This window comes from Bradyrhizobium sp. T-12, assembly GCF_058314695.1.
Genome location: NZ_CM177756.1, coordinates 6,866,445 through 6,885,385, shown reverse-complemented (window position 1 = coordinate 6,885,385; position 18,941 = coordinate 6,866,445). Strand labels below are relative to the sequence as shown.

Below are 18,941 nucleotides of genomic sequence, written 5' to 3'. Positions count from 1 at the left end.
CGCAACATGGGTTCTGAACATACCGCAAAGGCTTTCGACACTGACCTCCAGGAGCTCACCCGCCTGGTCGCCGAGATGGGCGGAATCGCCGAGCGCATGATCGTCGATTCCGTCGGTGCGCTGATCCGCCGCGACGTCGCGCTCGGCCAGCGCGTCGTCACCATCGACGCCGATCTCGACGCGCTGCAGAAGCGCATCGAGGAGCGCGCCGTGCTCACCATCGCCCGCCGCCAGCCGATGGCGGTGGATCTGCGCGAGATCGTCGGCGCCATGCGCGTTGCGACCGACCTCGAGCGCATCGGCGATCTCGCCAAGAACATGGGCAAGCGCGTCGCCGCGCTGGAGACCGACTTCCATCCGCTCAAGCTGTTCCGCGGCCTCGAGCACATGACCGACCTCGTGCAGCAGCAGGTCAAGTCGGTGCTGGATGCCTATGCCGCGCATGATCTGCCGGCGGCGATGGCCGTGTGGAAGGGCGACGAGGAAGTCGACGCGATCTGCACCTCGCTGTTCCGCGAGCTCCTCACCTACATGATGGAGGATCCGCGCAACATCTCGTTCTGCATCCATTTGATGTTCTGCGCCAAGAACATCGAGCGGATCGGCGACCACGCCACCAACATCGCCGAGACCGTGTTCTACATGATCGAGGGCCAGGCGATCACCGACAAGCGGCCGAAGGGCGACATGACGACTTTCGCCACGACGGTTCCGAATACCTGAAGACTTGAATAGCTGAAGACCTAAGGAGCGACGACACCATGGGCGCACGCATTATGGTGGTTGAGGACGAGGAAGCTCTCACCGAGCTTCTGCGTTACAACCTCGAAGGCGACGGCTATGACGTCGAGACGGTGATGCGCGGCGACGACGCCGACACCCGCCTCAAGGAGCACATTCCCGACCTGATCGTGCTCGACTGGATGCTGCCGGGCCTCTCGGGCATCGAACTGTGCCGGCGCCTGCGCACCCGGCCCGAGACCAAGCAGCTGCCGATCATCATGCTCACCGCGCGCGGCGAGGAGAGCGAGCGGGTGCGCGGCCTTGCGACCGGCGCCGACGACTACATCGTCAAGCCGTTCTCGGTGCCGGAGCTCTTGGCGCGCGTGAAGGGCCTCTTGCGGCGCGCCAGCCCCGAGCGGCTCGCCACAGTGCTGGCCTATGGCGACATCGAGCTCGACCGCGACAAGCGCCGCGTGGCGCGCTCGGGCCGCCCGATCGATCTCGGCCCGACCGAATATCGGCTTCTGGAGTTCTTCCTGGAGCATCCCGGCCGCGTGTTCTCGCGCGAGCAGCTGCTCGACAGCGTCTGGGGCCGCGACATCTATATCGACGAGCGCACCGTCGACGTCCATATCGGCCGCCTGCGCAAGCTGCTCAATCTCGGTCGCGAGCAGGACCCGATCCGCACCGTCCGCGGCGCCGGCTACGCGCTGGATGACCGCTTTGCGAAGGCTGAGCAGACGTAGGACCTGCTTCCGTAATCCAACAAAAAGCGCGCCAGCTGGCGCGCTTTTTCGTCTCGATGCCTGAGACCGTGTTTACCGCGGGCCCGGCTTCGCCGGTGCGCGCCGGCGATCCGCTGCCGGCTGATACGCCACGCGCGAATGCTGGGCGCAGTAGGGCAGGCCGGACAGCGCCTTGCCGCCGCAGAAGAAGAAATCCGGGCTCGAGGGATCGCCGACCGGCCAGTGGCAAGTCGCCTCGTTAAGCTCGAGCAGCGACAGCCGCTGGCTCATCGGCACCACGTTGTCATAGGTGACCGGTTCGGCCTCGACCTCGACCTCGAAGGCCTGCGCCAGTGCGGTGTTGCCGCGCGCAATGGGGCGGGTCACCCGCATCATGTGCTGCGCCGGGCGTGCCTTGCGCGGCCGCGGCGCGGCCGACGAAGGGCTCTTGGCGCGGCCGGACAGGCCGAGCCTGTGCACTTTGCCGATCACGGCATTGCGGGTCACATTGCCGAGCTCTGCTGCGATCTGGCTGGCCGACAATCCGGCCTCCCAGAGCTTTTTCAGCTGCTCGACGCGATCGTCGGACCAGGTCAAAACCGTCATTGCACCCTTTCCCTCGCTGCGCTTCTGCCATCCTGGCGGTCCGTGCGGCGAATGCCTAAGCCTCAAAAACCCGTGCCGTCAGAATCCCTTAAGGCTCGCCGGGCGCGCTACTCGCGCCCGAACGTTTACGCCGGTACATGAGGACTCTTGGGATCAGAACTGTTGCACGAGATGTCGTATCTGACAGCCCAAACGCTACAATATGGCGTGACTCACGCGCAAGAGTCCGCCGACTCGCTTCCACATGTTCCGTGGTGTAAAACCCGCAAAATCGCCACCGCAAGACTACGGAATCTGCGTTTCCCGAGGCTTTCGGGCGGCATTGACACCCGTTTCACCAGGCCTAAGATAGTCCCGCGTGCCGCCCTTAAAAGGCGGCACGTTTCGTTTTCCGGGCCGGTCAATGGTGCGTTGCGCAATGCACGCCTCACACCGTCCGCAACATCAAGTGACCGTCATGACTAACAGCGTAGCGCCGCATTTGCTCCCCGTTTTCGCCAGGGCCAACCTCGGTTTTGAGCGCGGCGAAGGCTGCTGGCTGATCGCGACCAATGGCGATCGCTATCTCGATTTCACCTCGGGCGTTGCTGTAAACGCGCTCGGCCACGCCCATCCCGCGCTGGTCAAGGCGTTGCAGGAGCAGGCGACGAAGCTGTGGCACATGTCGAACCTGTTCCAGAGCCCGGACGGCGAGAAGCTCGCCGCGCGCCTGTGCAACGAGAGCTTTGCGGACTTCGTGTTCTTCTGCAATTCCGGCGCCGAAGCGCTGGAGGGCGTGATCAAGCTGGTCCGCCATCATCACTTCTCCAAGGGCCATCCGGAACGTTACCGCATCATCACCTTCGAAGGCGCGTTCCACGGCCGCACGCTGGCAACCTTGGCTGCGACCGGCTCTGCAAAATATCTCGAAGGTTTTGGACCGCCGATGGACGGCTTCGACCAGGTGCCGCATGGCGACCTCGAAGCCGTCAAGAAGGCGATCGGCCCCAACACCGCCGGCATCCTGATCGAGCCGATCCAGGGCGAGGGCGGCGTGCGCTCGGCACCTCCCAATTTCCTCAAGGCGTTGCGCCAGCTTTGCGACGAGAAGGGCCTGCTGCTCGCCTTCGACGAGGTGCAGACCGGCATGGGCCGCAGCGGCGATCTGTTCGCCTATCGGCGTACCGGTGTCACGCCTGATGTGATGTCGCTGGCCAAGGCGCTCGGCGGCGGCTTCCCGATCGGCGCGGTGCTGGCGACCGCGGATGCGGCGGCCGGTATGGGGCCGGGCTCCCACGGCTCGACCTTCGGCGGCAATCCGCTGGCGATCTCCGCGGCCAACGCCGTGCTCGACGTCATGCTCAAGCCCGGCTTCTTCGACCACGTGCAGAAGATGTCGCTGCTGCTCAAGCAGAAGCTCGCCTCCGTGATCGATCGTCACCCCGACATCGTCAGCGAAGTGCGCGGCGAGGGCCTCCTGATCGGCATCAAGGCCGTCGTGCCCTCGGGCGATCTGGTGGCCGCCTTGCGCGACGAGAAGCTGCTGACCGTCGGCGCCGGCGATAATGTCGTGCGCTTCCTGCCGCCCCTGATCGTCACCGAAGCCGAGATCGAGGACAGCGTCATCAGGCTCGAGCGTGCCTGCACCGCATTGGCGGCCGGCCAGACCAAGCGGGCAAGCTGATGAGCAAGTCCCCGAAGCACTTCCTCGACATCAACGAGCTCCCGCTGTCGGAGCTCAAGCGCATGCTCGCGGCGTCGAGCGCCATGAAGGCCAAGCAGAAGGCGCAGCAGCCGGTGCGGCCGCTCGAAGGCAAGACGCTGGCGATGATCTTCGAGCGCCCTTCGACGCGGACGCGGGTGTCGTTCGACGTCGCCATGCGCCAGCTCGGCGGCGAGCCCATCATGCTCACCGGCGCCGAGATGCAGCTCGGCCGCGGCGAGACCATCGCCGACACCGCGCGCGTGCTGTCGCGCTATGTCGACGCCATCATGATCCGCATCCTCAATCACGATGCGCTGCTGGAGCTTGCGGCCAACGCCACCGTGCCCGTCATCAACGGCCTGACGCGGCGCTCGCATCCCTGCCAGGTGATGGCCGACCTCATGACCTATGAGGAGCATCGCGGCCCGATCGAGGGCAAGACGGTGGCCTGGACCGGCGACGACAACAATGTGCTGGCGTCCTGGGCGCACGCCGCCGAACGCTTCAAGTTCCAGCTCAATGTCGCGACGCCCCCGGAGCTCGCGCCGAAAAAGGCGATGCGCGACTTCATCAAGTCGACGGGCGCGCCGATCATGCTCGGCACCGATCCCGAGGCCGCCGTGAAGGGCGCCGACTGCGTCGTCACCGACACCTGGGTGTCGATGGGCGACAAGGAAGGCGAGCATCGCCACAACGTGCTCAAGCCCTATCAGGTCAATGGCAAGCTGATGTCGCTGGCCAAGCCGGATGCGCTGTTCATGCACTGCCTGCCCGCCCATCGCGGCGAGGAGGTCACCGATGAGGTGATCGACGGCCCGCAATCGGTCGTGTTCGACGAGGCCGAGAACCGCCTGCACGCGCAGAAGGGCATTCTGGCCTGGTGCTTCGACGCGGTGAAGTAGCTTCTTGTAGCTCGGATGGAGCGCAGCAAAATCCGGGTTCTCAACGCGCGGAAAGATCTCCCGGATTACGCTGCGCTCCATCCGGGCTACGCGAGCCGTCGTTCCGTGAGGAATGCGGGCATGCCTCTTTCAATTTGCATCGACCGACCCCAGATATGCGCCATGGTTTCCCAATCCCCTGACATGAAAACCGGGCCCGAAGGTCCGGTTCGCGCGCCATCTTCGATTCCGATCGATGACGCCGTGCTGCCCTACGAGGTCGATGCGCTCGACGTACGCGGCCGCCTTGTGCGGCTAGGCCCGGCGCTCGACGACATTCTCACCAAGCACGATTATCCCGCGCCCGTGGGCAAGCTGCTGGGCGAGGCCATCGTGCTGACCACGCTGCTCGGCTCGGCGCTGAAATTCGAGGGCCGCTTCATCCTGCAGGCTCAGACCGACGGTCCGGTGTCGTTCCTGGTGGTGGACTATCAGGCGCCGGATCGCCTGCGCGCCTATGCGCGCTTCGATGCCGCGCGCCTTGGGGAAGCCCAGAAATCTGGCATGGATTCCGGTGCGCTGCTCGGCCGCGGTCATCTCGCCATGACCATCGATCAGGGCCCCGACATGAGCCGCTACCAGGGTCTGGTCGCGCTCGACGGCGGCACCCTGGAAGACGCCGCCCACGAATATTTCCTGCGCTCCGAGCAGATCCCGACGCGCGTGCGCCTCGCGGTCGGCGAGGAGTGGCGCTCCGCCGACGGCGGCAAGCATCGCTGGCGCGCCGGCGGCATGCTGATGCAGTTTCTGCCGAAGGCGCCGGAGCGCGCGCGGCAGGCTGATCTGCATCCCGGCGATGCTCCTGACGGCATCGAGGTGCATGCCGTCGCCGAGGACGATGCCTGGGTCGAGGCACGCTCGCTGATCGAGACCGTCGAGGACGTCGAGCTGATCGATCCCGAGCTCTCCGGCGAGCGACTGCTGTTCCGCCTGTTCCACGAGCGCGGCGTGCGCGTGTTCAATCCGATGGTTCTCAAGGCGCAGTGCTCCTGCTCGCGCGATGCGGTCGCCTCGATGCTCCAGAGCTTCTCGCCGGATGATCGTGCTGCGATGGTCAAGGACGACAAGGTGGTCGTGACCTGCGAGTTCTGCAGCTCGGTGTATCAGTTCACCCCGCACGAAGCGGGCGTGGAAGACGCGTAGCGAGCTCTCCTAGGGTGGGCAAAGGCGCATTTGCGCTGTGCCCACGAGCTCTCTCGGTTGCGAACGATACGTGGGCACGCCTTCGCTCTTCGAGCTACGGCGGACAAGTTGCTTTGCCCACCCTGCGGCACCTGCGAGACCGGCCCCTTAGTTCAACACCCGCTTGCTGTCCGGGCTGTCCAGCGAAAACGCCGGCACGTCGATCTCGAAGCGTTCGCCGCTTTCGCTGACCATCTGGTAGCGGCCGGTCATGAAGCCGGAGGCGGTCGAGAGCGGGACGCCCGAGGTGTATTCGAAGCGCTCGCCCGGGGCCAGGATCGGCTGCTCGCCGACCACGCCCTCGCCCTTCACCTCCTGCTGGCGCCCGGAGGCATCGGTGATGATCCAGTGCCGCGTCTTGAGCTGCACGGTCTCCTCGCCTGAATTGGTGATGACGATGGTGTAGGACCAGAAATAGCGGGAACGGTCGGCCGACGACTGCTCCGGAACAAAGTTCGGCTCGACGGTCACTTCGATGTGGCGGGTCACGGCGCGGTACATGGCTGCCACCATACCGAAATCGGGCGCCGGAACCAAACGCCGCGGCCGGGTTTGGCGACATCGTCCCGCCAGAATTCGAAGGGAATGACACCCCTGAGGGAAACCCCCGCAGGACATCCCCTTGGAGGGAAACACCTTCGGAAGACCCCTATGTGATCCGGCCGCTTTGCGAGAGTACGACCGGACCGGTACACTCCTTCAGACGTCGCGATTTGCGGAAGGGTTTTTGCGCCCCGATGACCATTGCCGACCAAGTAACGGGATCGACGATCGCGGGAACCGCCAAGCCTGCAGACAGTAGGCCTGCGGAGGCGAAGCCGCGCCTGCGGGCGCCGGCCATCACGCTGCCCGCAATCGGCGAGCGCGAGCTCCGGCTCGACCTGTTCCGCGGGCTCGCGCTGTGGCTGATCTTCATCGACCATCTGCCGCCGAGTCTTTTGACCTGGTTCACGATCCGCAATTACGGCTTCAGCGACGCCACCGAGATATTCATCTTCATCTCCGGCTACACCGCCGCCTTCGTCTATGGACGGGCGATGCTGGAGAGCGGTTTCGTTATCGCCACCGCGCGCATCCTGCGCCGGGTCTGGCAGATCTACGTCGCCCACGTCTTCCTGTTCACGATCTTCCTCGCCGAAATCTCCTATGTCGCGACCAGCTTCGAGAACCCGCTCTACACCGAAGAGATGGGCATCATGGATTTCCTCAAGCAGCCCGATGTCACCATCGTGCAGGCGCTGCTGCTCCGCTTCCGCCCAGTCAACATGGACGTGCTGCCGCTCTACATCGTGCTGATGATGGCGCTGCCGCTGATCCTGTGGTCGATGAAGTGGCGGCCCGACGTCACGCTCGGCCTCTCGGTCGTGCTCTACGCGGTGACCTGGGAGTATGACCTCTATTTGTCGGCCTATCCGAACGGCTTCTGGGCCTTCAACCCCTTCGCCTGGCAATTGTTGTTCGTGTTCGGTGCATGGTGCGCGCTCGGAGGTGCGCGACGCATGTCCCGTATCCTGGCTTCGCCGGTGACGATGTGGATCTCGATCGCCTATCTCGTCGCGGCCTTCTACGTGACGCTGACCTGGTACGTGCCGCAGCTCTCCCAGTTCATGCCGAAGCGGATCGAGCAGTGGATGTACCCGATCGACAAGACCGATCTCGACGTGCTGCGCTTCACGCATTTCCTGGCGCTGGCGGCGCTCACCGTGCGCTTCCTACCCCGGGATTGGCCGGGCTTGAAATCGCGCTGGCTACGACCATTGATTCTATGCGGGCAGCACTCCCTCGAGATTTTCTGCCTCGGCGTCTTCCTGGCCTTTGCCGGCCATTTCATTCTCGCCGAAGTCTCCGGCGGGGCAGCCATGCATGCGCTGATTAGTCTCTCCGGGGTGCTGATCATGTGGGGCGTGGCCTGGGTGATTTCGTGGTACAAGCGCGTGGCTGACAAGAGCGGTGCGAAAACCAAAAACGCCGTCGGCAACGCCGATCTGGCGGGAGGGGGCTGATGAAGGCGAAGGTTCTCCTGAGCCTGATCCTGCTATGCGGTAGCCTCGCCGCGCCTGTGGCGCGCGCGGGCGATGCTGCGCCTGCCGTACCTGCCACGTGCGAATTGCCGTCCTATCTGCTTACCAGCGAAAGTCAGCTTCCCAAGGTCGCCGACGCCATCAAGGCCGGCAAGCCGCTCGAGATCCTGGTCATCGGCAGCCGTTCGACCACGATTCCGTCCTCGGAGAGCAGCTCCTATCCCGCGCGCATGGAGGCGATCCTCAAGGACAAGCTGCCGGCGTCCGAGGTGGTGCACGTCTCCGTAGAAATACAGAGCAAGAAGACGGCCGAGGAGACCGCCTCGACCTTCGTTAAGCTGATGGAAGCAAAAACGCCTACTTTGGTGGTCTGGCAGACCGGGACCGTGGACGCCATCCGATCCATCGATCCCGATGAATTCCGCAGCGCCGTGACCTCAGGGGTTGTTGCGTTGCAAAAGGCAGGGACCGACGTCGTCTTGATGAATTTGCAGTACAGCCCGCGCACCGAAACGATGATCTCGGCCCAACCATTTCTCGACAATATGCGCGTGGTGGCCCAGGAGCATGATATTCCGCTGTTCGACCGTTTCGCGATCATGCGGCAGTGGAATGACCAGGGTCAGTTCGACCTGTTCAGCCCGTCCCGCGGGCCCGAGCTGGCGAAACAGGTTCATGATTGCCTCGGCCGGGCGTTGGCACAGTTCGTGATCGACGCTGCCCATCTGGAGCCGGCCCAGCAGCAAAATTGAGGTCTAGCGTTAATGAGTTCTCTTCGCCCTTTTTGCCTGACGGCATGGCTGACCGCGCCTGCGGCAGCAGCGCTGTTGTTGCTGGCGCCGGCCTCGCAATCGCATGCGCAGACCGCACAGGCGACGCCCGCGCCAGTGCAATCGGCTGATCCCGCCCCCACCTCGCCCTCGCAGACCACCGTTGCGGTGACCTCACCGGAGCAGCGCGGCGTCACGTCGCGCGCCATCGACAAGGTGAAGCAGGTCGCCAAATCCGCCGCCGATATTTTCAGCCGCGTGCCTTGCCTGCCGCCCAAAGACGCGAACAAGGGCGGCGCGAAGGCGATGGGCTCGCTGCCGCACGTCGCGGGCAAGCTCGTCGCGGGCAAACCCGTCCTCATCGTCGCGTTCGGCTCGTCGTCGACCGCAGGCTTCGGGGCCAGCTCGCCGGAGTTCAACTATCCGAACCGGCTCGCCGCGCAGCTGCGCCGGCACTATCCGACCGCGGACATCACCGTCGTCAATGCCGGCGTCGGCGGCGAGGACGCGCCCGAGATGATGAAGCGCCTCCAGACGCAGGTGATCGACGTGCATCCGGATCTCGTGATCTGGCAGGTCGGCACCAACGCGGTGCTGCGCAATCTCGATCCCGGCGAGACCGCAAAACTGGTCGAGGACGGCATCAGCCGCATCCAGGCCGCGGGCGGCGCCGACATCGTGCTGGTCGATCCGCAATATTCGCCCGCCGTCAACCAGCGCAAGGAGAGCGCCGGCAAGATGGTGCACCTGCTCGGCAAGGTCGCGGAGCTGCGTCACGTCGGCATCTTCCCGCGCTTCGAGGTGATGCGCGACTGGCACGAGAACCAATCGATCCCGGTCGAGAGCTTCGTCATCGCGGACGGCCTGCACATGAACGATTGGGGCTATGCCTGCTTCGCGCAGCTGCTCGGCGACGACATCATCCGCTCCGTCGGCCAGATCAGGCTCGGCGTGAACGTGCCGGCGGACGTGCGGACGTACCGGCCGATGTGAAAAGACGGCGCGTAGGGCGGGGTTAGCCCTGCAGATGCGCGAAGCGCATCTGCTCGGCGTAACCCGCCATTGTCTGTCTGTGCGGAAACGGAAGCGGCGGGTTACGCCTTCGGCCAACCCGCCCTACCAAGCGATCACGCCTTCTCCAGCGCCGCCGTCAGATCCTCGATCAGATCGTCCGGATGCTCCAGGCCTGCCGAGAAGCGGATGAAACCTTCGCCGATGCCGAGCGCGGCGCGGTCTTCCGGTTTCAGGCGCTGATGCGTCGTGGTGGCCGGATGCGTGACGAGGCTCTTGGCGTCGCCGAGATTGTTCGAGATCCGCGCAAGCTTCAGCTCGTTGAGCACGCGGAACGCGGCAGCCTTGCCGCCCTTGACCTCGAAGCCGACCAGCGTCGAGCCGCCGCGCATCTGCTTCTTCACCAGTGCCGCCTGCGGATGATCGGCGCGTCCGGGATAGACCAGCCGTGCGATCTTCGGATGGCTCGCCAGCACCTCGGCGATGCGCGAGGCGGTATCGGTCTGCGCGCGCACGCGCACGCCCAGCGTCTCGAGGCCCTTGAGCAGGACCCAGGCGTTGAACGGCGAGATCGACGGGCCGGTCTGGCGCATGAAATTGTGGATGTGCTCGGCGATGAAGGCTTCCGAGGACAGGATGATGCCGCCGAGGCAGCGGCCCTGGCCGTCGATATGCTTGGTCGCGGAATAGACCACGACGTCGGCGCCGAGCGCGAGCGGGCTCTGCCAGATCGGCGTCGCGAACACGTTGTCGACGACGAGCCGCGCGCCGCCCTTGTGCGCGATCTCGGCGATCCCGGGAATGTCGAGCACATCAAGCGTCGGATTGGTCGGGCTCTCCAGGAAGAACGTCTTGGTGTTCGGTCGCAGCGCGCGCTGCCACTGGTCGAGGTCGAGCCCGTCGACCAGCGTGGTCTCAATGCCATAGCGCGGCAACAGGTCCTGCACGACGTAGAGGCACGAGCCGAACAGCGCCCGCGAGGCCACCACGTGATCGCCGGCCTTGAGCGGCGCCAGGATCGCGGTCGTCACCGCGGCCATGCCTGTCGCCGCCGAGCGGGCGGCCTCGGCGCCCTCGAGCTCGATCATGCGGCGCTCGAACATTGCGATGGTGGGATTGGAGTAGCGCGAATAGATGAAGCCCGGATCCTCGCCCTTGAACCGCGCCTCGCACTCCTCGGCGCTGTTGTAGACGTAGCCCTGGGTCAGGAACAGCGACTCCGAGGTCTCGCCATATTGCGAGCGCAGGGTGCCGGAATGGACCAGGCGGGTTTCGGGGCGGTAAGCAGCAGGCGACTTCGACATAGGTACCTCCGACATGACCGTCTCGTCGAAAACGGTCACAAAAAAACCGGCCTGGATATCTCCACGGGCCGGGATCACAGAGGTCCCCGGCCTGTTTAGCGACTTATTTAACGTGGCTGCAAGCCGGCCGGCTCAAATCACCACGGGATAAGTGATGCTCATATTCCGCAATGCCCTTTCCGTCAAGGCGTCCATCGGATAGCCGTAAAAGACTTGTATTTCCGGCATGTCCGGATGCAATTGACCCCTGATGAGGACCCCCGGTTGACGTTCACGGTCGCGCCCGACGCCAATGGTATCCTGCCCGACCGCATGATCGCGGCGATGGCGGAGGCCGGGCTCATCCTGCCCGCCTATGATTTCGTCGAGAGCCAGATCCAGCCGGCCAGCCTCGATCTGCGCCTCGGCGACATCGCCTATCGCGTCCGCGCCAGCTTCCTGCCCGGTCCCGGCTCAACCGTCGCCGAGCGCATCGACGAATTGAAGCTGCACGAGTTCAGCCTCGCCGACGGTGCGGTGCTGGAGACCAACTGCGTCTACATCGTGCCGCTGCTGGAAAGCCTCGCGCTGCCGCCGGAGATCGTCGCGGCGGCTAATCCGAAGAGCTCCACCGGCCGGCTCGACGTCTTCACCCGCGTGATCGCCGACGGCACCCGCCGCTTCGACATGATCGGCGCCGGCTATCACGGTCCGCTCTATGCCGAGATCAGCCCGAAGACGTTTCCGGTGCTGGTCCGCGAGGGCTCGCGCCTCAGCCAGGTGCGCTTCCGCACCGGCGATGCCATCCTCAACGCCGACGAGCTCGACGGCCTGCACGCCACTGAGCGCCTCGTCGACGTCGACGATGCCGATCTGTCGGGCGGTGTCGCCGTCTCCGTCGACCTCTCCGGCGAGAAGGCGAGCGGCTTCGTCGGCTACCGCGCCAAGCGGCACACCGGCGTCGTCGACGTCGATCGCCGCTCCGGCTACGCGGTGGAAGATTTCTGGGAGCCGATCTCGGCCCGTCCCGACGGCAGCCTGATCCTCGATCCCGGCGAGTTCTACATCCTGGCGTCGAAGGAAGCCGTGCAGGTGCCGCCGGACTACGCCGCGGAGATGGTGCCGTTCGATCCGCTGGTCGGTGAATTCCGCGTGCATTATGCCGGATTCTTCGATCCCGGCTTCGGCTATGCCGGCGCCGGTGGGCTGGGCTCGCGCGCCGTGCTGGAGGTGCGTTCGCGCGAAGTGCCGTTCATCCTCGAGCACGGCCAGATCGTCGGCCGCCTCGTCTACGAGAAGATGCTGGCCCGTCCCGACGCGATGTACGGCCAGCGCATCGGCTCCAATTACCAGGCCCAGGGCCTCAAACTATCGAAGCATTTCCGGGTGTAGCACGATCCTGTAGCCCGGATGGAGCGCAAGCGTCATCCGGGGCAGTCTCGCTTGTGGCACGATCCCGGATTGCGCTCCGCTCCATCCGGGCTACGAGGTGACGAGATGAGCAATCCATCCGAACTCGACGCAAAGATTGCCGAGAATGTCGCGGACGCGCTGATCTATTCGGATCGGTCCGGCACGATCATGCGGTGGAACGGTGCAGCGACGGCCCTGTTCGGCTTCACCGCCGCGGAAGCGCTCGGCCAGAATCTCGACCTGATCATTCCCGAACATCTGCGCGCCGCGCACTGGAAAGGTTTCGAGGCCGCGCTCGCGAGCGGCAGCATGAAGCTTGCGGGCAAGCCGACGCTGACCCGCGCGCTGCACAAGAGCGAACGCAAGCTCTACATCGAGATGACGTTCGCATTGGTGCGGGATTCCGGCGGCAACGTGCTGGGATCGGTGGCGATGGCGCGCGACGTCACCGAACGGGTCGAGCGTGAGCGCGCAGCCAAGGCGCCGCCGCAAACTTCGTGATGCGGAATTGGCGGGCGCTCGCGCAGGGCGCCCTGCGCGGCCGTCATGTTGCCTGCCATTGGGTGCGGTGACACACTCGATCGAAATCATGATCGGGAGTGAACATGGCCACCGCCTCAGACGCCGCGCAGGAAGCCCAATGGAAGCGCTGGCGCGCGGTTGCAGAGCTCTATCACGCCTATTTCACCGGGCTCATCCTCACCGTCGTCACGCGGCGCGGCACGGCTGATGCGGCCGAGTTCGTCTTCCGTGTGTTTCGTCGCCAGCAGCAGGAGCGCTTCCTGCCGGGCCTGAAGAAGCTCGGGATCGATCATCTGCCGCCGGCGGTCGCGGCCGCGCAATATCACTACCTCTCCAACTGGATCGGCGGCGTGCATGTCGAGTACATGTATGAGAGCGACGCCAAGGCCTGGATCCGCTATCCGCCGCCGCGCTGGATCTGGAAGGGCACGGCGATCTGCGGCGTGCCGGGCGAGGTGTCCCGTGCGATGCTGCGCGGCTGGCACGCCAACAATGGCGCGGCCCTCGGAGATCTCAGGCTCGGTTTCGTCTGCACCAAGCAGAGCGTCGACGGCCAGGACGGGCTGGAGGGCTACTACCATCAATACGATCACCCGCTCGAGCTGGACCAGCGGCTCATGTTCGCGCGTCATCTGGAAGCGCCGTTGTTCGATGCGAAGACGGCGCCGGCGCTTCCCGTGGCGAGCTGGCCAAAGCCGCGCTTGGAGAAGGCCTATCGCAACTACGCGATGGAATATGTCCGCACCGCCGCGCCCGTGATGGTGCAGCTGTTCGGTCCCGAAGATGCCGGCTATCTGCTGCACCTCACCGGCAAGTTGATCGGCATGCAATATTTCGACGAGGTCGCGGCCGCGCTGGCCATGGGCCGCGGCGGGGCGAGTGAATTCGCCTCGTTCCTGAACGCGCTGTTTGCTGCGCAGGACGACACGGCTGAGAGTACGACGTCTGAAGGCAGCTTCGAAATCCGCCAGCAAAGCTGGGAGCTGATGGACGACGTCTCGGACTATCATCCCGCTTGCGCTGCGGTGCTGGAGGGACTGTTCGAAGGCCTGGCTGCGGGATGCGGGCGGCATATCGGTGTGCATGTGCGCCCGGCGGCGGGCGGTCGTCCGCCGCTGGTCTGGACGATCGATTAGGTCCACCTATTGAAATACGCCGTCGCAGGGCACGCCTGCATCCGGCGCAGGAGGAATCGCTCCGTGCCGTGCTAACAAGGGCGCACCGCGCCCTGTGCGCGAACAAATTTATTGGCACACCTGTTCATTGCCGCGCCGCAAAGGGCGCCCGTGCCCCGGAGAGGATATGTCCGACATCGCCGAAATCCCGGTCGATGAGCAAGAGCGTCCGCTGCCGCCGCCGCGGCCGGTGCGAAGCGCGCTGACCGACGGGCCGATCCTGCGCACGCTGCTTGGCCTTGCCTGGCCCAACGCGATCGCGCTCTCGGCCGGCACCTGCACGGTGATCGCCGAGACCTCCTATATCGGCCGGCTTGGCGTCGAGGCGCTGGCGGCGATGGCGCTGGTGTTCCCAACCATCATCCTGACCATGACCATGTCGGGCGGCGCGATGGGCGGCGCGGTGGCCTCCGCCATTGCACGCGCGCTCGGCGCGGGCGACCGCGAACGCGCCAGCACGCTGGCCGCGCATGCGATGCTGATCGGCATCAGCTTCGGCCTCGTCTTCATGCTGGGCATGCTGATCTTCGGGCCCAAAGTGCTGGAAATGCTCGGCGGCCGCGGCGATGTGCTGACGCATGCGATCGCCTACACGCAGGTGTTTTTCGGCGGCGCCGTGCTGCCCTGGCTGCTCAACACCATGGCCGGCGTGCTGCGCGGCACCGGCAACATGAAGCTGCCGTCGTTCCTGATCCTCAACTCCGCAGCCTGGCAGATCGTGCTCGGCGGCACGCTCGGCCTCGGACTCGGGCCGGTACCGCAGTTCGGCATGCGCGGCGTCGCGGCCGGCGCGCTGATCGCCTACACCATGAACATCTGCATCATGGGCTGGTACCTGTTCTCCGGGCGCGCGCGAGTCACGCCGAAGCTGCGCGGCCTGCGCATTCAATGGACGATGTTTTTCGACATCCTGAAAGTCGGCGCCATCGCCTGCTTCTCGCCGCTGCAATCGGTGCTGACGATCTCGATCTTCACCCACATGCTGGCGAAGTTCGGCACCACGATCCTCGCAGGCTACGGCATCGGCGCGCGGCTGGAATTTTTGCTGACCTCGATCGCGTTTTCGTTCGGCATCGCCTGCGTGCCGATGGTCGGGATGGCGATCGGCGCAGGCAATATCGCGCGCGCCCGGCGCATCGCCTGGATCGCCAGCGCGGCCGCCTTCGTGGCCGTCGGCGCACCGGCCTGCCTCGTTGCGATGTTCCCCGACCTCTGGATCAACATCTTCACCGACAGCGCGGCCGTGCGTGCGGCGAGCCACCAATATCTGTCGACGGTCGGACCGTTCTACGCCTTTTTCGGCATCGCCACGGTCATGTACTTCTCCTCGCAAGGCGCGGCCAAGGTGATCGGCCCGGTGCTGGCGCAGACCGCGCGGCTGGTCTACATCTCCGGAGCCGGCTGGTGGCTGTCGACGCATGACGCCACCGCGCAGAGCTTTTTCTGGCTGGCCGCGAGTTCGATGGTCGTGCTCGGCCTGCTCTCATCCTCCAGCGTCCTGCTGACGCGCTGGGGGCCGCGCGCGAGCAAGCCTGCGATCAGGCCAGCTTTGTCCGGTGCCGCAGACTAGCGGCGCTTGTGGCGGCGATGGCCGCTGCCGCCGCCGACATTGGCGAGCCGCATCAGCTGCGGGATCATCGCCATCATGTCGCCGCCACCGGAACCACCGAGCATGCCCATGATGTCGCCACCCCCGCCGAAGCCGGCCGGCATGGCGCCGCCGCCCATCGGCGTGTAGCCGCCGTAATAGGGCGCGCCGAAGCCGCCGCCAAAATTGCCGGCGGGCAGGCCGCCCAGGCCTCCGCCGCCCATCATGCCACCGAGCCCGCCGCCTCCGTTCTCCATCATGCGGCTCATCATCGGGCCCATGGTTTGCATCATCATGGCGAAGCGGCGCTTGCCCATCTTCGCCTTCATCATCTCCAGCATCGGGGCCATCTGGGTCATCATGTCCTCGCCGCCGGCGCCGCCGCCGAACCCTGCGAGCTGCGCCTTTGCCGGCGTGCTCGCGACGGAAAACAGCAGCAGCACGGCGGCCGCCTGGCAGATCACCTTGTCCGCACCTCTCATGGCATGCTCCTCGCGTGCGCAGCGCCGCCGGGAGAGCGGAGCCAACCGGACGCACGCGGGCATGATTGCGGGCGGCGAGGGCGGAGCTCTGTGAAAAAGCTCACAGAGGGCGGTCAGGGCGCGGCAGGCGGAAATGCCTTTTGGATGGCGACGACGGCATCCCTGGTCTGACCCTGAACGTAAGGTGCAAGCTCGTTCGGCAGCATGTCGATGATCCAGAGGAGCCGACACCTCGTCTCGCCGTCGGCGATCACCTGCACCGAGGCGCTGTAATGCTTCAGCCGTTCGTTGCTGATGGCATAGACGAGACGCCGCCGCGCGTCGTCGCAATCGACCAGCACTTCGCGGGCCACCGAACCGTTGGCGAAGGTGACGATGCGCGCATCGCCGTCGAGCGTGCAGGCCGTGACGAAGCCGGGCGCCAGCCGCTCAGGCAGCGCACCGAAGTCGCGCACCGCGTCCCAGACGTCGTGCGCGGGGGCGGAGAGGGGGATGTCGTTGTGGATGGAGGCCATGGAAATTCCTGTTGTTGGGGTCATTCCGGGGCGCGCGGACCGCCAACCCGGATTCTCGAGATTCCCCGGTGCGCAATTGCGCACCTGAGGTCTGGTGCTTCGCGCCATCCCGGAATGACGGCGCATGTGGCACATCAGGTCGCGCCTCACGTACAAACCGCCTCGACATTATTGCCGTCGGGGTCGATCAAAAACGCCGCGTAATAGGTCGGACTGTAATCCTTGCGTGGTCCGGCGCCGCCATTGTCGCGGCCGCCGCTCTTCAAGCCCTCGCTGTGGAACGCCTTCACCGCGTCATGGCTCCCGGCGCGAAACGCGATGTGCGCGCCGTCGGCCTTGCGGCCCTTGTTGAGGTGCAGCCACAGCGCCGGCGCGCCCTCCGGCCCGAAGCCGGCGTAGCCCTCGCCGCTCGAGCACAGGACGTAGCCGAGCGGCGCCAGCACCGCGGTGTAGAAGCGCGTCGCGGCGTCGAGATCGGCAACGCGAAGTCCGATGTGGTCGTACATGGTCGTCTCCATTTGCAATGCGCGCCGCAAACGGCGCGCCGGAGACGAACCTAGTCGGCTCGAGGCGGGCGGCACTTGGAGAATCTTGCGCATCCCTCGAACGGCGCGGATCGCAACGCTAGATCGGGTAGCGCCATTTCAAGGCGCGGCGCAGCATCAGGATGATGATGGTCAGGATGCCCACAAGCAGCCAGAAAGGCCATGGAATGGGACCTTCATGGCCGAGGTGAGCCATGTACGTGGCAAGGCCTAACAGCGTCATCGTAAGCGCCACGGCCGACCAGTAGAGCGGCGAGCGCAGCATGCCGGTCGCGGCATACTCGGCGGCCCGTTCGCGAGCTCCCTGCGCAGTCCAGCACAAGAACGCGAAAACGCTGATCGCAAGAACCAATCCCATGGCGTTGCCCGGCTAGCTCGCCGGCGCCTCCGATTGCCACCGGATCACGCGTTTCAGGTGATGGACCTGAACCCACATGTTGGTTCCGATCACGCTGACCGTTGCGACGATCAGCGCCGTCAGCTTTTGCGGGTCATGCAGGGCGAGAGCGAGCAGGAACGCGGAGAACGCCGCCGTGACGCCGAAGCTGAACCAGAGCCCGATGAAGCGTGGCGCAAACCAGGCCGGCCGGCCATCGGTGCCCCACTGCATCGGAATCCTGCGCGACGTGATTTGACGGCCGTAGTAGATGGCGCAGCCGGCGATGAAGGCGAGGCCGACGGCAAGCGCGACCAATGTGGCCGCAATCACGTCATTCGGAGCATTGTTCATCTGCCGGCTCGCCGCACTGAAAGAGCGCCTGTTCGCTCTGTGGTTGTAGTACCGCGCGGCGTGCCATAAGCCCAGTGCGACGCGGCCGTCTGGTCAACAGACTGTTACCCCGCAGGGCGGCGGACCTGTCTCAGTTGAGGACGAGGCGTTCGGCGAAGATGCTGCGCGCGCCCTTCGAGGCCTGGCGGAATTTGGTCGGCGAGACCCCGGCAGCGCGATGGAAGGTGCGGACGAAGTTTGAGAGATCGCCGAAGCCGACGTCGTAGGCGATTTCAGTGACCGCGATGGCGTCGTCGGCGAGCAGCCGCGCCGCGTGCCGCAGCCGCGAGCGCACCAGATATTGATGCGGCGTGACGCCGAGCACGCTGGAGAACAGCCGCAGGAAATGGAAAGGGCTGAGGCCCGCCTGCTTGGCGGCCTGTTCGAGATCGACCTCGTCATGCGAATTGTCGTCGATCCACAGCGCGGCCTCGACGGCGCGGCGGCGGTCACGCGCATTGGGCGTGGCCGGCGTGCGCGGCTTGCCCGAGACGACGTCGACGAAGCGGCCGGCCAGGATCTGGCCGACTTCGTCGAGGCCGATGTCGCTGTTGCCATCTGCGGCCGTCTGGGCGAGCTCGCCCAGCACCATCAATTCGGGCAGCGGCGGCGTGGCGCCGATCCGCCAGATCTCGCGCCGCCCACTGAGGCCATCGACCATGTCCTCGCTGAAGAAGAATCCCAGGCAGACATCGCCGCTGACATGCTCGTGCGTGCAGGTGTATTCCTCGCCGGGCGCGCCGACCAGCATCGAGCCCGCCACCAGCTCGAAGAAGCCGGCGCGGCACCGGCAGCCGAAGCTGCCCGAGCGGACATAGGCGATGGAGTGCCCGGTGCGGCATTCGGCAAACGGCGTGTCGTCCGGTCCCGCGTCGCAGCGGAACTCGCAGACCGTGATCGATTGTGACGTCAGCAGCGTGGTCGCGTCCATCCGGCCTATTTAGGCATGATCCGGACAAGTGTGTAGCGGCTGTCCGACAAGATCA

Annotated in this window: 21 protein-coding genes and 1 riboswitch; of the genes, 12 read left to right on the top strand and 9 right to left on the bottom strand. The window is 65.4% G+C overall.

All coding sequences use genetic code 11. The features are described 5' to 3' along the window. Nucleotides 1-6 precede the first annotated feature (6 nt). On the top strand, nucleotides 7-723 hold the full coding sequence (gene phoU, locus AC0WRY_RS32935; protein ID WP_194404872.1) for a phosphate signaling complex protein PhoU: 717 nt from the start codon (nucleotides 7-9) through the stop codon (nucleotides 721-723). A 38-nt stretch (nucleotides 724-761) separates the two neighbouring features. Next, nucleotides 762-1,469 carry a phosphate regulon transcriptional regulator PhoB gene (gene phoB, locus AC0WRY_RS32930; protein WP_008143479.1) on the top strand — a complete coding sequence of 236 codons (708 nt, stop codon included), beginning with the start codon at nucleotides 762-764 and terminating at the stop codon, nucleotides 1,467-1,469. Nucleotides 1,470-1,541: 72 nt separating this feature from the next. Here phoB and AC0WRY_RS32925 read toward each other — a convergent pair whose 3' ends face one another. Then, nucleotides 1,542-2,054: a GcrA family cell cycle regulator gene (locus tag AC0WRY_RS32925; protein ID WP_014491301.1), complete on the bottom strand. Its 513-nt coding sequence runs from the start codon at nucleotides 2,052-2,054 to the stop codon at nucleotides 1,542-1,544. A 457-nt stretch (nucleotides 2,055-2,511) separates the two neighbouring features. Here AC0WRY_RS32925 and AC0WRY_RS32920 point away from each other — a divergent pair, with 457 nt between their 5' ends. The 3 genes from AC0WRY_RS32920 to AC0WRY_RS32910 all read left to right on the top strand — a co-directional run bounded on the left by AC0WRY_RS32920 (nucleotide 2,512) and on the right by AC0WRY_RS32910 (nucleotide 5,822). Beyond that, entirely contained in the window at nucleotides 2,512-3,717 is a 1,206-nt protein-coding gene (locus tag AC0WRY_RS32920) for an aspartate aminotransferase family protein (protein WP_194404871.1), read from the top strand. Beyond that, nucleotides 3,717-4,640 (top strand): ornithine carbamoyltransferase, encoded by a 924-nt coding sequence (argF, locus tag AC0WRY_RS32915; protein WP_194404870.1) that lies wholly within the window; start codon nucleotides 3,717-3,719, stop codon nucleotides 4,638-4,640. Before AC0WRY_RS32920 ends, argF begins: the two co-directional genes overlap by 1 nt. 162 nt (nucleotides 4,641-4,802) lie before the next feature. Then, nucleotides 4,803-5,822, top strand: coding sequence for an Hsp33 family molecular chaperone (locus tag AC0WRY_RS32910; RefSeq protein ID WP_194404869.1), 1,020 nt, complete (start codon nucleotides 4,803-4,805; stop codon nucleotides 5,820-5,822). A gap of 147 nt (nucleotides 5,823-5,969) precedes the next feature. Here the strand turns inward: AC0WRY_RS32910 and apaG are convergent, their stop codons facing one another. After that, nucleotides 5,970-6,362, bottom strand: coding sequence for a Co2+/Mg2+ efflux protein ApaG (gene apaG, locus AC0WRY_RS32905; protein ID WP_028138966.1), 393 nt, complete (start codon nucleotides 6,360-6,362; stop codon nucleotides 5,970-5,972). A gap of 236 nt (nucleotides 6,363-6,598) precedes the next feature. Between apaG and AC0WRY_RS32900 the strand changes: the two genes are divergently transcribed. The 3 genes from AC0WRY_RS32900 to AC0WRY_RS32890 are packed head-to-tail and all read left to right on the top strand — an operon-like array spanning nucleotide 6,599 to nucleotide 9,645. Next, nucleotides 6,599-7,864 (top strand): OpgC domain-containing protein, encoded by a 1,266-nt coding sequence (locus tag AC0WRY_RS32900; RefSeq protein WP_194404868.1) that lies wholly within the window; start codon nucleotides 6,599-6,601, stop codon nucleotides 7,862-7,864. Further along, the gene (locus tag AC0WRY_RS32895; protein ID WP_194404867.1) at nucleotides 7,864-8,634 is read left to right on the top strand and encodes an SGNH/GDSL hydrolase family protein; all 771 of its coding nucleotides are present in this window, start codon (nucleotides 7,864-7,866) and stop codon (nucleotides 8,632-8,634) included. Before AC0WRY_RS32900 ends, AC0WRY_RS32895 begins: the two co-directional genes overlap by 1 nt. Nucleotides 8,635-8,646: 12 nt before the next feature. Beyond that, nucleotides 8,647-9,645 (top strand): SGNH/GDSL hydrolase family protein, encoded by a 999-nt coding sequence (locus AC0WRY_RS32890; protein ID WP_194404866.1) that lies wholly within the window; start codon nucleotides 8,647-8,649, stop codon nucleotides 9,643-9,645. 134 nt (nucleotides 9,646-9,779) lie between these two features. Here AC0WRY_RS32890 and AC0WRY_RS32885 read toward each other — a convergent pair whose 3' ends face one another. Beyond that, nucleotides 9,780-10,967 (bottom strand): O-succinylhomoserine sulfhydrylase, encoded by a 1,188-nt coding sequence (locus AC0WRY_RS32885; protein ID WP_194408487.1) that lies wholly within the window; start codon nucleotides 10,965-10,967, stop codon nucleotides 9,780-9,782. A 74-nt stretch (nucleotides 10,968-11,041) separates the two neighbouring features. Beyond that, a riboswitch (SAM riboswitch) is annotated at nucleotides 11,042-11,121 on the bottom strand. Between the two features lie 80 nt (nucleotides 11,122-11,201). On the opposite strand from AC0WRY_RS32885, the gene AC0WRY_RS32880 reads away from it, so the two are divergent. The 4 genes from AC0WRY_RS32880 (at nucleotide 11,202) to AC0WRY_RS32865 (ending at nucleotide 15,626) form a co-directional block, all read left to right on the top strand. Then, nucleotides 11,202-12,338, top strand: a complete 1,137-nt coding sequence (locus AC0WRY_RS32880; protein ID WP_371746215.1) for a 2'-deoxycytidine 5'-triphosphate deaminase — start codon at nucleotides 11,202-11,204, stop codon at nucleotides 12,336-12,338. A 105-nt stretch (nucleotides 12,339-12,443) separates the two neighbouring features. Beyond that, a complete protein-coding gene (locus AC0WRY_RS32875; RefSeq protein WP_194404864.1) occupies nucleotides 12,444-12,860 on the top strand; it encodes a PAS domain S-box protein in 417 nt (138 codons plus the stop codon). 104 nt (nucleotides 12,861-12,964) lie between these two features. Continuing rightward, nucleotides 12,965-14,017, top strand: a complete 1,053-nt coding sequence (locus AC0WRY_RS32870; protein WP_194404863.1) for a hypothetical protein — start codon at nucleotides 12,965-12,967, stop codon at nucleotides 14,015-14,017. A 166-nt stretch (nucleotides 14,018-14,183) separates the two neighbouring features. Further along, the gene (locus tag AC0WRY_RS32865; RefSeq protein ID WP_491122440.1) at nucleotides 14,184-15,626 is read left to right on the top strand and encodes an MATE family efflux transporter; all 1,443 of its coding nucleotides are present in this window, start codon (nucleotides 14,184-14,186) and stop codon (nucleotides 15,624-15,626) included. Here the strand turns inward: AC0WRY_RS32865 and AC0WRY_RS32860 are convergent. The 6 genes from AC0WRY_RS32860 to AC0WRY_RS32835 all read right to left on the bottom strand — a co-directional run bounded on the left by AC0WRY_RS32860 (nucleotide 15,623) and on the right by AC0WRY_RS32835 (nucleotide 18,886). Next, nucleotides 15,623-16,126 carry a hypothetical protein gene (locus AC0WRY_RS32860; protein ID WP_194404861.1) on the bottom strand — a complete coding sequence of 168 codons (504 nt, stop codon included), beginning with the start codon at nucleotides 16,124-16,126 and terminating at the stop codon, nucleotides 15,623-15,625. The genes AC0WRY_RS32865 and AC0WRY_RS32860 overlap by 4 nt on opposite strands. A gap of 113 nt (nucleotides 16,127-16,239) precedes the next feature. Continuing rightward, nucleotides 16,240-16,641, bottom strand: a complete 402-nt coding sequence (locus AC0WRY_RS32855) for an SRPBCC family protein (protein ID WP_194404860.1) — start codon at nucleotides 16,639-16,641, stop codon at nucleotides 16,240-16,242. A 146-nt stretch (nucleotides 16,642-16,787) separates the two neighbouring features. Further along, a complete protein-coding gene (locus AC0WRY_RS32850; protein WP_194404859.1) occupies nucleotides 16,788-17,147 on the bottom strand; it encodes a VOC family protein in 360 nt (119 codons plus the stop codon). 118 nt (nucleotides 17,148-17,265) lie between these two features. Continuing rightward, nucleotides 17,266-17,544, bottom strand: coding sequence for a hypothetical protein (locus tag AC0WRY_RS32845; RefSeq protein ID WP_194404858.1), 279 nt, complete (start codon nucleotides 17,542-17,544; stop codon nucleotides 17,266-17,268). 12 nt (nucleotides 17,545-17,556) lie between these two features. Further along, entirely contained in the window at nucleotides 17,557-17,916 is a 360-nt protein-coding gene (locus AC0WRY_RS32840) for a hypothetical protein (protein ID WP_194404857.1), read from the bottom strand. Nucleotides 17,917-18,046: 130 nt separating this feature from the next. Further along, nucleotides 18,047-18,886, bottom strand: a complete 840-nt coding sequence (locus tag AC0WRY_RS32835; RefSeq protein WP_491122439.1) for a helix-turn-helix transcriptional regulator — start codon at nucleotides 18,884-18,886, stop codon at nucleotides 18,047-18,049. Nucleotides 18,887-18,941: the final 55 nt, after the last annotated feature.

Coding starts and splice junctions, on each gene's coding strand:
- AC0WRY_RS32910 (WP_194404869.1), top strand. CDS start 4,803: ATGGTTTCCCAATCCCCTGACATGAAAACCGGGCCCGAAGGTCCGGTT.
- AC0WRY_RS32875 (WP_194404864.1), top strand. CDS start 12,444: ATGAGCAATCCATCCGAACTCGACGCAAAGATTGCCGAGAATGTCGCG.
- apaG (WP_028138966.1), bottom strand. CDS start 6,362: ATGTACCGCGCCGTGACCCGCCACATCGAAGTGACCGTCGAGCCGAAC.
- AC0WRY_RS32895 (WP_194404867.1), top strand. CDS start 7,864: ATGAAGGCGAAGGTTCTCCTGAGCCTGATCCTGCTATGCGGTAGCCTC.
- AC0WRY_RS32900 (WP_194404868.1), top strand. CDS start 6,599: ATGACCATTGCCGACCAAGTAACGGGATCGACGATCGCGGGAACCGCC.
- AC0WRY_RS32925 (WP_014491301.1), bottom strand. CDS start 2,054: ATGACGGTTTTGACCTGGTCCGACGATCGCGTCGAGCAGCTGAAAAAG.
- AC0WRY_RS32880 (WP_371746215.1), top strand. CDS start 11,202: ATGCAATTGACCCCTGATGAGGACCCCCGGTTGACGTTCACGGTCGCG.
- AC0WRY_RS32890 (WP_194404866.1), top strand. CDS start 8,647: ATGAGTTCTCTTCGCCCTTTTTGCCTGACGGCATGGCTGACCGCGCCT.
- AC0WRY_RS32840 (WP_194404857.1), bottom strand. CDS start 17,916: ATGAACAATGCTCCGAATGACGTGATTGCGGCCACATTGGTCGCGCTT.
- AC0WRY_RS32855 (WP_194404860.1), bottom strand. CDS start 16,641: ATGGCCTCCATCCACAACGACATCCCCCTCTCCGCCCCCGCGCACGAC.
- AC0WRY_RS32865 (WP_491122440.1), top strand. CDS start 14,184: ATGTCCGACATCGCCGAAATCCCGGTCGATGAGCAAGAGCGTCCGCTG.
- phoB (WP_008143479.1), top strand. CDS start 762: ATGGGCGCACGCATTATGGTGGTTGAGGACGAGGAAGCTCTCACCGAG.
- AC0WRY_RS32870 (WP_194404863.1), top strand. CDS start 12,965: ATGGCCACCGCCTCAGACGCCGCGCAGGAAGCCCAATGGAAGCGCTGG.
- AC0WRY_RS32920 (WP_194404871.1), top strand. CDS start 2,512: ATGACTAACAGCGTAGCGCCGCATTTGCTCCCCGTTTTCGCCAGGGCC.
- argF (WP_194404870.1), top strand. CDS start 3,717: ATGAGCAAGTCCCCGAAGCACTTCCTCGACATCAACGAGCTCCCGCTG.
- AC0WRY_RS32850 (WP_194404859.1), bottom strand. CDS start 17,147: ATGTACGACCACATCGGACTTCGCGTTGCCGATCTCGACGCCGCGACG.
- AC0WRY_RS32835 (WP_491122439.1), bottom strand. CDS start 18,886: ATGGACGCGACCACGCTGCTGACGTCACAATCGATCACGGTCTGCGAG.
- AC0WRY_RS32845 (WP_194404858.1), bottom strand. CDS start 17,544: ATGGGATTGGTTCTTGCGATCAGCGTTTTCGCGTTCTTGTGCTGGACT.
- AC0WRY_RS32860 (WP_194404861.1), bottom strand. CDS start 16,126: ATGAGAGGTGCGGACAAGGTGATCTGCCAGGCGGCCGCCGTGCTGCTG.
- phoU (WP_194404872.1), top strand. CDS start 7: ATGGGTTCTGAACATACCGCAAAGGCTTTCGACACTGACCTCCAGGAG.
- AC0WRY_RS32885 (WP_194408487.1), bottom strand. CDS start 10,967: ATGTCGAAGTCGCCTGCTGCTTACCGCCCCGAAACCCGCCTGGTCCAT.